This window comes from Bradyrhizobium sp. 187, from assembly GCF_023101005.1.
GTDB lineage: Bacteria > Pseudomonadota > Alphaproteobacteria > Rhizobiales > Xanthobacteraceae > Bradyrhizobium > Bradyrhizobium canariense_D.
On record NZ_CP064693.1, the window covers coordinates 87,969 to 101,424 of the forward strand.

The following is a 13,456-nucleotide window of genomic DNA, read 5'->3' on the forward strand; positions in this document are numbered from 1 at the left end:
GTGGTCAGCGTTGGATTTTCTCTACAAGAGCCACAAATTCTTGCAGGTCCAAAAGGGCTCTTTGTTGAGTCGACTTGTACGTTTCGTGAAGCTTTTTTGGCAAGACAAGTTGCAACGATTTGGTGCGCATTTCGGATGTTTGATTTTCTGAAATTCCGGGCTCTAACGTCAAGAGATGCTTCGTCTTGATCCGGTTCGCTTCAGCTAACACTTGACGCCACCGATCCTTGCAGGTCGATTTTGCGCCGAGCATTACAAGGCGATTTTCTGAAAACGCTGACGAATTGTATTCCTTCGCCCCCGGGAACAGGAAATCCGGTCTATTGTTATTTTCGGTTCGCGCCCCTCTCTCGAACCTTAGCTTGCGGGCAGAAAAAATTGCAGCGAGATGATGCTCAAGAGCCGATCCGGCGCGCGACTTGCGGCGATTCTGGACGCTCAGCGAAAATTTGATGAAGCCTTCAACGTCAGCCTTCTTGCTGAGCATGAAACCGTCGGCCAGCCTTTTCGAGACAATGTGCCGCTCTAGGGTACGGAACAACCTTTCCTCAAATTCGATCCATGTCATGAGCGCGTGATCAGGATCGTCTCTAACACTCGTCTCGGGAGCATGCTTCCTAGCAAACTCAGAGAAGATGCCCGTTGCGGGGAATTCTGCACCAAATTTCTTTAGGAGCGCGTCGAGCCACTCATCCTCAGTAACGATAGCTTCGATTTCGATGAGCTCAAGAATATAGCGAGCCGTGAAAGAAAGTTCCTGACCGCGCTCTCGGCGAAAGTCTCGCTTATTGTCGTCGAAACGGTCTCCGGTTGCACGCAGACCGAATAGCCAAAAGAGTTGCTGCTCAATTGCGCTGCCCGCGGTGCAACTCATCGCAAGCAGTGGACCAGATTTTGGCTTGCAGAAAAACAGCGTGTCGCCAGCGCGCGCCTTCCGAACGACTTCTTCGGCAGCCGCCCGCAAAGAACAGCCGCCCATCGGTCGGTGCCGCCAGCACGGCGCGGTCACCGGCGTGGCCGGGCAGGGCGTGCGAGTAGGAGCCTCTCGCGAAGGGGTCGTGGGCCCAGCGCGACTCGTAGAGCGGCTTCAGCTTTCGCCTGATGTCGTTGCCGAGGAAGCCTGCGATCTCCTCGATGCTTTGGGCGGCAATGGCGCCGTCGCCCGCGTCTTCCAGTTCGCGTGCAAAGCTGCCGCCGAAAAAGCCTTCGATGCAGGGCTGGCCGAACGGGCGGATATGATAGGTGCCCATGTCAGTGCGCATCGTGGCGCCGCGCAAATTACCTTCCTTCGGGAAGGCTTCGGCATCGTCGAGCGCCAGCGTCACCTTGTCATCGACACCGAGCGGCAGGCCGGCCGCGGCGTCGACCTTGGCGGGGAGAGGTGGCGAGAAGCGGATCGCCTCATTGGCGATCAGATTGGTCGGCACGGTGACGATCACCTTGTCCGCGGTCAGCGTGCCCTGCGATGTCTCGATGCGGATGCGCTGGTCGGAATGATCGATCAGCGTGACGTTGCAGTTCAGCGCCACCGGGCATGGCGCGCCATAGGCCGCGATCAGCGCGCCGTAGCCGCGGCGGACGCGCCAGTTGAGGTCGCTGTCCTCATACGCGTCCCAGTCCAGCGTCGACATGTCCTTCAGTTCGCAGCCGTTGATGTAGGTCGAGATCGCGTCGATCATGGGATTCCAGCGATTGCCGGGCTCCACGCTGAAGCTCGCGGGGACATCCTGGCCCTTCTGGGCGGTCTCCCACAGCCGCTGATAGAAGGCGTCCATGGCGTGCATGAAATCATCGCGCTCGGCTTTCGGAAACGCGTCGCCATAGGCGCGCTCGCGCCAGGGCGGGAGGTCCTTGTTGACCTCGAAATCGAGCTGCTTTGCAATCGCGACGAAGGAGTTGTTGTCCGCCGAATGCAGCCAACCGCAGCCGACGTCGAAGGTGACTTCGGGCGAGGCCTGCACCGTCCAGGCCCGGCCACCGAGCCGGTTACGCGCCTCGAGCACGATCACGGAGAGGCCGGAGCCTGCCAGCGCATGCGCCGCGCCGAGACCGGCGGCGCCCGCACCGATGATCGCGACGTCGACGGAGGAGGGGAGGGACATAGCGGTCAATTTCATCGTCATGCCCGGGCTTGTCCCGGGCATCCACGTCATTGACACCAGTATCGAAGACGTGGATGGCCGGGACAAGCCCGGCCATGACGCATTCGTCGTGTGTCCGAGTGGCCTTAAGCCACCGCTTCCTTGGATTTTTCCGCGCGCTTGCGCTCGTTCGGGTCGAGGTGCCGCTTGCGCAGGCGGATCGACTTCGGCGTGATCTCCACCAGCTCGTCGTCCTCGATATAGGCCAGCGCCTTTTCCAGCGTCATGCGGATCGGCGGGGTCAGGCGCACCGCTTCGTCCTTCGACGTGGTTCGGATGTTGGTGAGCTGCTTGCCCTTGAGCACGTTGATCTCGAGGTCGTTGTCGCGGGTATGCTCGCCGACGATCATGCCCTTGTAGACCTTCCAGCCCGGCTCGATCATCATCGGGCCGCGATCTTCCAGCTTGAACATGGCGTAAGCCACCGCTTCGCCCTGGTCGTTGGAGATCAGCACGCCGTTGCGGCGGCCCTGGATCTCGCCCTTGTACGGCGCGTAGCCGTGGAACAGACGGTTCATGATCGCGGTGCCGCGGGTATCGGTGAGCAGCTCGCCCTGGTAGCCGATCAGGCCGCGGGTCGGCGCGTAGAACACCAGCCGCAGACGGTTGCCGCCGGACGGCTTCATCTCGATCAGCTCGGACTTGCGCTCGCTCATCTTCTGCACGACGACACCGGAATGCTCCTCGTCGACGTCGATGACGACTTCCTCGATCGGCTCGAGGGTGGCGCCGGTGGCCTCGTCCTTCTGAAATACGACACGCGGACGCGACACCGAAAGCTCGAAGCCCTCGCGGCGCATGGTCTCGATCAGGATCGCGAGCTGCAATTCGCCACGGCCTGAAACTTCCATCGCGTCCTTGTCGGAGGCTTCGACGACCCGCAGCGCAACGTTGCCCTCGGACTCGCGCAGCAGGCGGTCGCGGATCATGCGGCTGGTGACCTTGTCGCCTTCGGTGCCGGCGAGCGGCGAGTTGTTGACGATGAAGGACATCGACACGGTCGGGGGGTCGATCGGCTGCGCCACCAGCGGGGTGTCGACCGACGGATCGCAGAAGGTGTCGGCGACGGTGCCCTTGGTCAGGCCGGCGATGGCGACGATGTCGCCTGCCTCGGCTTCGTCGAGAGGAGTGCGCTCGATGCCGCGGAAGGCGAGGATCTTGGTGATGCGGCCCTGCTCGATCGTCTTGCCGTCGGCGCCCAGCACCTTCACGGCCTGGTTCGGCTTGATCGAGCCTGAGGAAATACGGCCGGTGATGATGCGGCCGAGATAGGGGTTGGCTTCCAGAATGGTGCCGATCATGCGGAACGGGCCTTCCTCGACGGTCGGCGGCGCGACATGGCGCACGATCAGGTCGAACAGCGGCTGCATGCCGGCTTCCTGCGACCCGTCCGGGCTCTCGGCCATCCAGCCTTGCTTGGCCGACCCGTAGAGGATCGGGAAGTCGAGCTGCTCCTCGCTGGCGTCGAGCGCCGCGAACAGGTCGAACACCTCGTTGATGACTTCGGTTGCCCGCGCGTCGGGACGGTCAACCTTGTTGATCACGACGATCGGCTTCAAACCGACCTTGAGCGCCTTGGAGACCACGAATTTGGTCTGCGGCAGCGGCCCCTCGGCGGCGTCGACCAGCACCAGCGCGCCGTCCACCATGTTGAGGATGCGCTCGACCTCGCCGCCGAAATCGGCGTGGCCTGGGGTATCGACGATGTTGATGCGGGTGTCCTTCCACTGCACCGAGGCCGCCTTGGCCAGAATGGTGATGCCGCGCTCGCGCTCCAGATCGTTGGAGTCCATGGCGCGCTCAGTCACCTTCTGGTTCTCGCGATAGGTGCCGGATTGCTGGAGGAGGCGGTCGACCAGGGTCGTCTTGCCGTGGTCGACGTGGGCGATGATGGCGATGTTGCGAAGATTCATGAGTGGGCTTCTTTGCGGTCGGACAATGGGTTAAGCGCGATCTCGCCGGTCAGACCGGGACCTCTTCTCGAAACAACGCTTGAAGACTGGAAACGGGGCGCTTTCCGCCCAAAAGGGAAAGCCCGGCATATCGACCGGGCACCCTACGCGTTGCGGCGCAATATAGGCAAAAACCGCCAAAAAACAATGTGTTCTTTGGCCGTTGGTTGATTGAATTTTGTCCGGGAATTCCCGGGGGTTAGGCGAAAAGCCGGGCTCAGCCGCGCCGGCCCTTGATCGCGGCCCAGATCAGGGCGACCCCGCCCAGCCCCACGACCAGGCCTACGAACACCAGCGGTGCCACGTCGGAACCCATCCGGCCGCCCTCGATCACCGACATTCCGCCGAACAGCAATGCGCAGGCACCGGGTAGCAGCATGAGGATCCCGAAGATCGCCATGATCGCGGTCAGGCAGCCGCCGCGCTTGTTCGGCGGGGCAGGAGGCGGTCCCGGAGGGGCTGGCGGCGGCGTGTCGCTGATGCTCATGCCTGCAGGACTCCTGCGGTTGACTGCGCCGCCAGTTCGGCGCGGATGCCGTCGATCTTTCCGTTTCGGTAGAACAGATTGTAGGTGTCGAACGGGATGATCGCGCCGTTCTCGGTGACGAAATGGATGCAGCTGCGCTTGACGTTGCCGACGCAGAAATTGAAGCGATCGAGAAACTGCACGATGGTGACGCGGAATACGTTCTCGTACGTGATTCCCTGCGGCACCTCGAAGCTCGGCAGGCAGCACAGCAATTCGCAGACGCGCTCGCTCGTGTTCAGCGGTCCCGAGGACAGCGAGAACAGATCGATGAATTTCTCCCTCAGCGCCGGATGCTTCTCCGGGCTTATCGTATTGGGCAACAATGCGACGAGTTGCTCCTGCGGGATCAGCGAGGTCAGCGGCAGCACTTTCTTGCCGTTGCGCAGGCCGTAACCGATCGAGATGCTTTCGGGATTGCAGGGCAGCGGGATCATGTCCTTGTCGCCGAACACGCCGGTTTCGACCACGCGCTTGCGGATCTCCGACAGCATGATGCGATCGGTGTTCTTGTCGAAATTTTCGTTGCGGCCGGCGTCCTGCACCGGCTGCAGCGTGACGCCGCGAACGCACTTCCAGGTCAGCGCGTGGCGGACGATGTCGCCGATCTCGGCATCGTTGACACCGCGCTTGATGGTCGCCACCAGCGTGGTCGATACGCCGTAATGCTCGAGATTCTCCAGCGCCTGCTGACGGATCTTGCGCAAATCCGCGCCGCGCAGATTGATCAAAGCGTCGCGTTCGAGCGAGTCGAACTGGAGATAGACCTCGAGCCCGCGCTTGTTCTCGGCGAGCCGCGCCACGAAATCCTTTTCGCGGGCGATACGCAGGCCGTTGGTGTTGATCATGACATGGCGGATCGGGCGGGCGCGCACCGCATCGAGGATCGCGAAGAAGTCGGGATGCAGCGTCGGCTCGCCGCCGGAGATCTGCACCAAATCAGGCTCGCCCTCGCTCGCGACCAGCGCGTCCAGCATTCGCTCGACCTTGGCCAGCGGCGTGAAGCTGGTCCGCGCCGGCGAGGAATCGGCAAAGCACACCGGGCAGGTCAGATTGCAATGCTCGGTGATCTCGATCAGCGCGAGGCAGGAATGCTGCTCGTGGTCGGGGCACAGGCCGCAATCATAGGGGCAGCCGAATTCGGTATGCCGTTGAAAGGCCAGCGGCCGGTCGCCCGGCTTGATGAAATCCTTGCACAGGCGCCAATACGCGGCGTCCGTCGACACGAGCGTGGACTGGACGCCATGCTCCTTGCAGCGCTTCTCGTACCAAACCTCGTTGTCGAGGATCTGGATCTTGGCCGGCACCAGCTTCAGGCAGGTCTCGCAGAGAGATTGGGTCTGGCCCCAGAAGATATAGGGACGCGACTTACGCAACGGCGCGTTCATGCATGGGTCTCGCATTGGGCGCCCTCGCCAGCATGACGACGGCGTAGAGCAGGATGGACAGCGACAGCAGGTGAAACAGCGTGAAGGGGCCGATCAGCGTGCCGTAGGGCTTGAGGAATTCCCACAGGAAGCGCTGTGCTCCATAGTAGACGAGGACGAGGTAGAAACCATGGTGATCACAAACGCGCTCCGGTTCAAGACCGCCACCACGTAGAGCAGCGCGAACACCCCCATCGCGGCGCTTTCGTAGAGCTGCACGGGATGGCGCGGGATGCCGTCGGCGAAATCATGGCCCCAGGGCCATGCCGTCGGCGTGCCGTAGGTGAAATCGTCGAGGCCCGCGAAAAAGCAGCCGAGCCGGCCGATCGCGATGCCGAGCGCCAGCGGCAGCGCAAAACGGGCGCCGGTTCGGACCGTGATCCCTGCGGACCATTTGTAGAGCTCGATCGCCAAGATGCCGCCGACCAGCGCTCCTTCCACGGAGCGCGCGATGCCGCTCTGGCCCGACAGCCACAGATTGGCGGAGCCGAACAGATAGGCGCCGAGCCCCGCGCCGAACACCAAAGCGGCGAGGTAGGACCGCTCAAAGGATTGCGCCGGAAACCGCAAGCCCTGTCGCGACAGCCCGTAGAGCGCCACGGCCGCAGTCAGCCACGCCGCGATGTCGAAGAGAGTGTGAAGGAAAGCCCCGCTCATGCGGGGACATTAGCCCAGGTTCCCCCGCGGCGGGATAGTGCGGCCGCTTCTTATCCCCGAAGAGGAGCGAGTCAGGCGGCTAGCCGGCCTGCCTCTCCTCGGTCGGATAGACGCCGCGCAGCACCTCCTCGAAGTGCATCTTCACGGCCTCGTTGCACAGGCAGGAGCGCAGGCGCAGGCCCTCGCGGTTGCGGACCAGGATCGATCCGCGTCGCGTGTCGAGCACGCCCTCCGCCTTGAACGACTGGAGCACGCGGCTGGCATAGCTGCGGCCGACGCCGAGCAGTGTCGCGAGTTGCTCGTGCGTCAGAGGCACGCTGCTCTCGTCGCCGGTCCGCTCCATAGCGGCCAGCATCCATTTGGCGGTGCGCTGCTCGATCGAGTGAATGGCGTTGCAGGCGGTGGACTGGAAGATCTGAGCCAGCATGCAGTCGGCGTAACGAGCGAAGACATGGCGCAACGAGGGCGAGCGCTGCTTGGCGGCCTCCAGCTTGCTGACGTGAATTCGCGCAAACGGCCCGCCGAATTTCACGCAGATCCGGGTATAGGCCGGCAGATAACCCTCGCTGACGATGCCGCCCACCGCGCCTTCGCGGCCGACCAGGATGGTCTCGACATCGCGGCCGTCCTCATTGGGAACGAGGAAGGTTGCAAGCGACGGTCCGCAGGGGAAGTGGACGACCTGGACGTCGTCGCCGGGGTTGTAGAGCAGCTCATTCGCTGCGGCGCTTTCGAGCATGACATGCGGCGCAAGCAGGGCGAAGTCGGCCGGGCTCAAGCGCCGCAGCAGATTGTTGGTCGGCCGGCTATCGATCTCGGTGGCGTTGCTGGTCCGCGCGTCCATCTTAAACTCCCATCCGCCTCCACATTTAGCGAGTTCCGACGAGGTCCTGTGTGCACAAGTAGACAGACCTAACAACTGTGATGTGGTGGTTTCGTTCCGGGAACCTCCGCGCCGGGTACAGGCGTCGTGACGCGGTATCCCAGTCAGAGAAACCTCATGCTCCAAGTTACGATGATGGCACCCGCTGTTTCCGATGGTTCAAACTGTCCCGCCGATGTGCTCATTGTCGAGGACGATCCGATCATCGCGATCGACTTCGAAGATCGCCTGCTCGGATTTGGCGTGAAGAGCGTCCGCACGGTAGGTTCAGTGGCGCAGGCGCTGACCGCAATCGCGGCGCACGCCCCCGAATTCGCCTTGCTCGACGTCGGTTTGAGTCGCGAGAACAGCTTTGCGGTCGCCGAACGGCTCGCGGCGCTGAAAATTCCCTTTGTGTTCGTCACCGGCTACGGCGCTGACGCGCGCATCCCGCCCGAATTCGCCGGCCAGCCGCGATTGCAGAAGCCGTGTTCGAGCGACGCGCTGGAGGGGGCGCTCCAGGTCCGCGCGGCGAACTAGCGATACGGCGTCAGGCCGGCTTCGGATCGAGCGTGGTTGACCACAGCGCGACGTCGGCGCGGTCGCGCAAGGTCACCGTCATCTGGCCGGAAGCGCCGTCGATCTTGACGTGACCGAAGAACTGCATGCCGGCGGATGGCGGCAGGTTCTGGTTGTCTTTCCCGGGCGCCTTGACGAAACGCACCTCCGGCCCAAACGTATTGTCGAGCGCGTTCGGACCGAATGTGCCCGCGTGAAGCGGGCCCGACACGAACTCCCAGAACGGCTCGAAATCCTGGAATTGCGCCTTGTTCGGATCGTAATAATGCGCGGCCGCGTAATGCACGTCCGCCGTGAGCCACACGGTGTTGCTGACCGGCGCCATCTTGATGAAACGCAGGATGTCGGCGATCTCGAACTCGCGGCCGCGCACCGGGCCGTCGCCCTGCGCAATGGCTTCCGATCCCCCCTTCGGCGTGTCTGACACGACGAGGCTGAGCGGCATGTCGGAGGCGATCACTTTCCAGGTCGCGCGAGAATTCAACAGGCCGCGCTTGAGCCAGGCGATCTGGTCCGGGCCGAGGAAATAGCTGGCCGGGTCGTAAACGGTTTCGAGGTTGGGGCCGTTCGGGCCGCGATAGCTGCGCTCGTCGAGCACGAACACGTCGAGATGGGGACCATAGGAGATCTGGCGATAGACGCGGCCGGGCTCGACGATGCTCTCGCGCATCGGATACATCTCGTGGAAGGCACGGCTTGCGCGGGCCGCAAGCAGTGCGATGTCGCGCTCCTTGTAGGTCGCCGGCAGCTCCTTCGACAGCGACCAGTTGTTGGTCACCTCATGGTCGTCCCACTGCACGAAGATCGGCACTTCGGCATTGAAGGCGCGAAGATTGTCGTCGGTGAAATTGTATTTGTGCGCGGCGCGGTACTCGTCCAGCGTCTCGGCGACCTTGGCCTTCTCGGGAATCGTGACGTTCTTCCAGATCTTGCCGTCCGCGAGCTTCACCTCGGACTGGATAGGGCCGTCGGCATAGATGGTGTCACCGGAGTGCAGGAAGAAATCCGGACGGTGCTTGCGCATCGCCGAGAAGGTGAACATGCCGCCGTCATCAGGGTTGATGCCCCAGCCTTGTCCTGCGACGTCGCCGCCCCAGACGAAGCTGACGTCGCGACGGTCGGCGGGTGCGGTGCGGAAGCGGCCGGTCACCGGCTCGCCCTCCACCGCGGTGTGCGAAAGATCGCGGAAGCGGACGCGATAAAAAATGTCCTGTCCGCCCGGCAGGTTTTCGATCAGCATCTTCGCGGTGAAGTCGCTGTCGGGCAGCGCCGCGATCGGCGGCAGCGCGCGGGCATCCCTGAACGACTCCGTCGTCGCCACCTCGACCAGCATCTGTGCGGGCCGGTCGGTGCGCGCCCAGACCACGCCGCTGTCGACGGTGACGTCGCCCGACTGCACGCCATGGGTCACCGCCGGCCGGTCGGCCGCGCGGGAGAGATGGGGCATTGCGACCGCGCCGAGCGCGCCGGCGCTGGTCGTCAGGAAACGGCGGCGGGAGAATTTGATGTTCATGAAGACGGTCTCGATATCGCGTGAGGCGATCGCCCAGGGCGGTCGCCATGGTGAAGCAGACGCTATATTGAGACAATGTGACGCGGCGATAACGCGCGAGCGCTTACGCGTTGCCAGCGGCCCGGAATTGGGCACCGGCGCGCTGCAGGTTCTGCGGCAGGCTGAACAGCACCGCCTTGCGGTCGGCAACCGCCGCATGGAACTGGTCGAGCGCGATGTTGAAGGCGGTGAGCGCACCTTCCTCGATCGCGCCGTGGTCGTAGCAGCGCAGCGTATCGCGCAGGATCTCGTCGGCCTCGGTCTGCATCTGATCGAGATCTTCGGTCGTTTCGCTCTTTCGAGCGGCGGTGATCATGTCGAGCAGCCGCTCGCGCAGATGGCTGTTGTTGTCGCGCTCGTCCTTCTTCAGATAGCCCGCAAACCAGGCGCCGATCGAGCCCATGGCCGAGAGCGCCATCAGGGTCCACCAGATGTAATCGCTGTATCTGTCGAGGAAGGTCTTTTCTTCGCCGTCGACGAAAGCGGCGGCGCCGGGATGCACGGGAATCACCGCATCCTTGTCGGTGTCGGGCGTTTCGATCTTCGCCGCCAGCGGGAATTCCGTCACCAATTGCTGGCGTACGGAGAAAAGCTGGCGCGTGAACGCCGCGATGGTGGTTTCGGACACTGCTTTGCGCGCCACGATGTGGTGCGAGAAGCTGATGGTCTTGACCTCGTCATCGGGACGATCGGGCGAGCCGCCGTAAGTGCCCGCGGGAATCTCGGCCGCTTCATAGACCGGATGGTTCTGGGCGATCGCATCCGCGGAATCGATCGCGAGAAAGGTCGGCGTGCCGAAATCCTTGGTGGAAGCGGCGATCGCCTCCGCCGTGATCTTGCTGTTGACGGGACCGGCCGCGAGATAGGCATCAGCCCTCTGCGCCTTGATCGCTTCGACGGCTTCGGTTGCCGGGTATTGCACGATCTCGACCTTGGCGGGATCGACACCGTATTGCTGCAGGATCACCTTGAGCAAATTGACGTTGGCCTGGGTGCGGCCGACCACGCCGACCCGATGTCCGGCGAGCTGCGCGATCTTGGTGATCTTCGCGCCCTTCTTCTTGCCCTTGCCGGACACGGACCATAGCGCCACGACGTTCTTGCGCAGGGTCGCAACCGCTTGCGCGTTCTTCGGTACGTCGACGTCGCCGCGCACAATGGCAAGATCGGCCTTGCCTTCCGCGAGCAGATTGGCGCTGGCGGTGGCGCCGTCGGTCTGGATCGGGCGCAACCGCACAGAACTCTTATGCTGCGCGAAGGCCTGGGTCAGTGCCTGCACGACCTTGACGTCATCGCTGTTGGCGGGGCCGACCGCGATCTTCAGCGTCACCGGCCGCATGGCAAAGTAATAGCCGCCGGCGAGCGCGCCAACGATCGCGAGCACCAGCGCGAGAGTCACGAGCGCCGTCTTCCGCGCCGATGATCGCGGCGAGGGCGGGGTGGGCGCTTCGGCCAGGTCCAATCCCCCGGTCATCGATCTCCCGAACATTCGCTTGAGGCTCAGTTTCATCTTGGCCGGCGGTTTACGCCTGCAAGTGTAGCAAATTTCTTGTCCGGCAGGGTTACATCTCCGTCATGGTTAGCGGATGGGGTCCAATCCCGTATGAACCCGGGGCGTCAGTGCGGTGTTAGGGTAAAGTTCCCCTGAAAGGACGGAGGCGAGGATGACAGAACGGCTCTCGGCGGAGGCACGCAGGCAGGCGCTGGGCGAACTACCTGGCTGGACCGAGGCTCAAGGACGCGAGGCGATCGGGAAAACCTTTGTCTTCAAGGATTTCAACGAGGCGTTCGGCTTCATGACCCGCGCGGCACTGGTCGCCGAGAAGATGGACCACCACCCCGAATGGCGCAATGTCTACAAAACGGTGGAGGTGGTGCTGTCGACCCATGACGCCGGCGGCGTCACCGCGCTCGACATCGAGCTCGCCAAGGCGATGAACGCCATCGCCAAGCTGACACCAGGCTGACGTCTTGCAGGGGAAGGCCGCGTCCCCATCTTGTGATCAGCACGGGATGCGGCGATCTGCCACCCAGGCTGGAACGGGGAGTTTGTCGAACATGGCTGCCGAACACAGCGTCGGTTTCGAGCCCGCCGACCGGCTCGCGGAAGATCGTGAGAGCGTGCGCCGCCGCTTCTGGCGCAAGCTGAAGCGTGTCGCCGCGCATCTGCCGTTCGCGGAGGATCTGCTCGCGGCCTATTACTGCGCGTTCGACCGCCAGACGCCACGCCATGTCCAGGCCTCGCTGCTCGGGGCGATCGCCTATTTCATCCTGCCGTTTGATTTCGTTCCCGACGTGATGCCGATCCTCGGCTTCACCGATGACGCCGCCGTACTCGCCACCGCGATCCGCATGGTTGCCAGCCACATCACGAACGAGCATCGCGAAGCCGCCCGCGCCGCGCTGAAGCGCGGGGTGGATGAGGTGGAGCCGGAAGCCGCGCAATAGCTGTCGCCGCATACTCCGCTGTCATTCCTCGCGATGGTGCGGAATCCAGCACGCCGCGGCCTTCCGATTGAACCATAACCGTCTCGGAATGCTGGATCGCCGCCTTCGCGGGCGATGACAGCTGTATGTGTGGATGACTGCTCGCTACTTCTTCTCCGCCTGCGCCTGGGCCTGGGCCTTTTCGGCGTCCCACGCCTGGAATTGCTTGAACAGCGTTTCCTTGTCCGCGTCGGACACTTTTGCGGCCGAGGGGCTCTGTCGCAGGAACGCCTCGAAGCGTTGCCGCGTCACCGGTTCGACGCCGTGGCGGTCGAGCCATTGCTGCGCCACCGGCAATCTGTTCCAGCCCGCCAGGGGCGCCGCGAGCGAGACCTCCTTCCACTTTGGATGGAAGGGCGGGTTCTGCAGCGTCGGGAATTTCGTGAAGAACGCGTCCACGTACAGTGCAAGCTTGCGGTAGCGCTCGGTGTTGGGCGCCCAGTTGTAGGCCGCGAGCACGGCCGGCACCGCGATGGTGTCCACGCTCTCGCCCTCCTTGACCAGGTTCGGATAGTCCTTGGCGGTCAGCGTCGCCGGCAGATAGTCGCTCTGGAGGGGCTTTGCATAATCCACGGTCGCAAGGTGGAAGCGGCCGTCATTGCCGAAGGTCGAAACGGACTTGTACGGTTTGCCGCCGACCACGATGACGGCGTCGATCTCGCCGGCCTTCAGTTTCTCCATCGCGATGCGCTGCTCGACATAAACGAATTTCGCCTTGATCCCGAGCCGCTCGAACACGGTGAGCGCGGTGACGAAGGTGCCGCCGTTGGGCAGATCGACGCTTACAGTTTTGCCTTCCAGATCCTTGAGTGTCGCGACCGATTTTGGCGCGATCACCTGCATCTCTTCGTTGTAGAGCTTCGTCACATAGGTGAATTGCTTCTTGATGTCCTTGGCAAAACCTTTGCGCTCGAGATAGTCGAGCGTATCCGCGCGGACGATTCCGAGATCGACGCCTTGCAGGAACAGGATGTCGGCAACGCTCTGCACCGAACCTCGGCCGACGATTGGCAACACACGAATCCTGTTGCCGTCGTCGAGCACGGAGGCGAGGTCGGCGCCGAATTGCACATAGGTGCCGCCGATCGTGCCGGTGATCAACGTCACGGTGTTGGCGTTCAGCGACTGCTTGGTCGAGGTCGAACCGAACTGGAAGATGGCTTTCAGGCTGTCAGAGACCTTGGCCGGATCATATTCGGTCTGCTCCGCGCGTGCCGCGAAGGCATAGATCATCATGATGGCGGCAAGCGCCATTCTCAAAGCATTACGCATG

At 63.0% G+C, this 13,456-nt stretch carries 12 protein-coding genes and 1 pseudogene; 3 read left to right on the forward strand and 10 right to left on the reverse strand.

Going from position 1 to position 13,456, the window contains the following annotated elements; genetic code table 11:
* Positions 1-4: 4 nt before the first annotated feature.
* The 7 genes and pseudogenes from IVB19_RS00435 to IVB19_RS00465 form a co-directional block, all read right to left on the reverse strand.
* Complete coding sequence (locus IVB19_RS00435; protein ID WP_247370613.1) at positions 5-874, reverse strand: type II restriction endonuclease; 870 nt, start codon at positions 872-874, stop codon at positions 5-7.
* Positions 846-2,102 carry a flavin monoamine oxidase family protein gene (locus IVB19_RS00440; protein WP_247821742.1) on the reverse strand — a complete coding sequence of 419 codons (1,257 nt, stop codon included), beginning with the start codon at positions 2,100-2,102 and terminating at the stop codon, positions 846-848. Before IVB19_RS00440 ends, IVB19_RS00435 begins: the two co-directional genes overlap by 29 nt.
* A gap of 125 nt (positions 2,103-2,227) precedes the next feature.
* Positions 2,228-4,054: a translational GTPase TypA gene (gene typA, locus IVB19_RS00445; RefSeq protein WP_018459751.1), complete on the reverse strand. Its 1,827-nt coding sequence runs from the start codon at positions 4,052-4,054 to the stop codon at positions 2,228-2,230.
* Positions 4,055-4,310: 256 nt separating this feature from the next.
* Positions 4,311-4,580 (reverse strand): hypothetical protein, encoded by a 270-nt coding sequence (locus IVB19_RS00450; RefSeq protein WP_018459752.1) that lies wholly within the window; start codon positions 4,578-4,580, stop codon positions 4,311-4,313.
* Positions 4,577-6,007, reverse strand: coding sequence for a radical SAM protein (locus IVB19_RS00455; RefSeq protein ID WP_018459753.1), 1,431 nt, complete (start codon positions 6,005-6,007; stop codon positions 4,577-4,579). The genes IVB19_RS00450 and IVB19_RS00455 overlap by 4 nt, the downstream gene beginning before the upstream one ends.
* Positions 5,988-6,703, reverse strand: a pseudogene (locus IVB19_RS00460) (prolipoprotein diacylglyceryl transferase). Before IVB19_RS00460 ends, IVB19_RS00455 begins: the two are co-directional and overlap by 20 nt.
* 79 nt (positions 6,704-6,782) lie before the next feature.
* A complete protein-coding gene (locus IVB19_RS00465) occupies positions 6,783-7,547 on the reverse strand; it encodes a Crp/Fnr family transcriptional regulator (RefSeq protein ID WP_018459755.1) in 765 nt (254 codons plus the stop codon).
* Between the two features lie 156 nt (positions 7,548-7,703).
* Here IVB19_RS00465 and IVB19_RS00470 point away from each other — a divergent pair, with 156 nt between their 5' ends.
* Positions 7,704-8,105 (forward strand): response regulator, encoded by a 402-nt coding sequence (locus IVB19_RS00470; RefSeq protein ID WP_247820867.1) that lies wholly within the window; start codon positions 7,704-7,706, stop codon positions 8,103-8,105.
* A 10-nt stretch (positions 8,106-8,115) separates the two neighbouring features.
* Here IVB19_RS00470 and IVB19_RS00475 read toward each other — a convergent pair whose 3' ends face one another.
* On the reverse strand, positions 8,116-9,657 hold the full coding sequence (locus IVB19_RS00475) for an alkaline phosphatase D family protein (protein WP_018459757.1): 1,542 nt from the start codon (positions 9,655-9,657) through the stop codon (positions 8,116-8,118).
* A 103-nt stretch (positions 9,658-9,760) separates the two neighbouring features.
* On the reverse strand, positions 9,761-11,206 hold the full coding sequence (locus IVB19_RS00480) for a TAXI family TRAP transporter solute-binding subunit (RefSeq protein WP_018459758.1): 1,446 nt from the start codon (positions 11,204-11,206) through the stop codon (positions 9,761-9,763).
* A gap of 154 nt (positions 11,207-11,360) precedes the next feature.
* Here IVB19_RS00480 and IVB19_RS00485 point away from each other — a divergent pair, with 154 nt between their 5' ends.
* Together IVB19_RS00485 and IVB19_RS00490 are read left to right on the forward strand one after the other, a co-directional pair.
* On the forward strand, positions 11,361-11,663 hold the full coding sequence (locus IVB19_RS00485; protein WP_018459759.1) for a 4a-hydroxytetrahydrobiopterin dehydratase: 303 nt from the start codon (positions 11,361-11,363) through the stop codon (positions 11,661-11,663).
* Between the two features lie 91 nt (positions 11,664-11,754).
* Positions 11,755-12,144 carry a YkvA family protein gene (locus IVB19_RS00490; protein WP_018459760.1) on the forward strand — a complete coding sequence of 130 codons (390 nt, stop codon included), beginning with the start codon at positions 11,755-11,757 and terminating at the stop codon, positions 12,142-12,144.
* 144 nt (positions 12,145-12,288) lie between these two features.
* Here IVB19_RS00490 and IVB19_RS00495 read toward each other — a convergent pair whose 3' ends face one another.
* Complete coding sequence (locus tag IVB19_RS00495; protein ID WP_247338184.1) at positions 12,289-13,455, reverse strand: TAXI family TRAP transporter solute-binding subunit; 1,167 nt, start codon at positions 13,453-13,455, stop codon at positions 12,289-12,291.
* Position 13,456 lies beyond the last annotated feature (1 nt).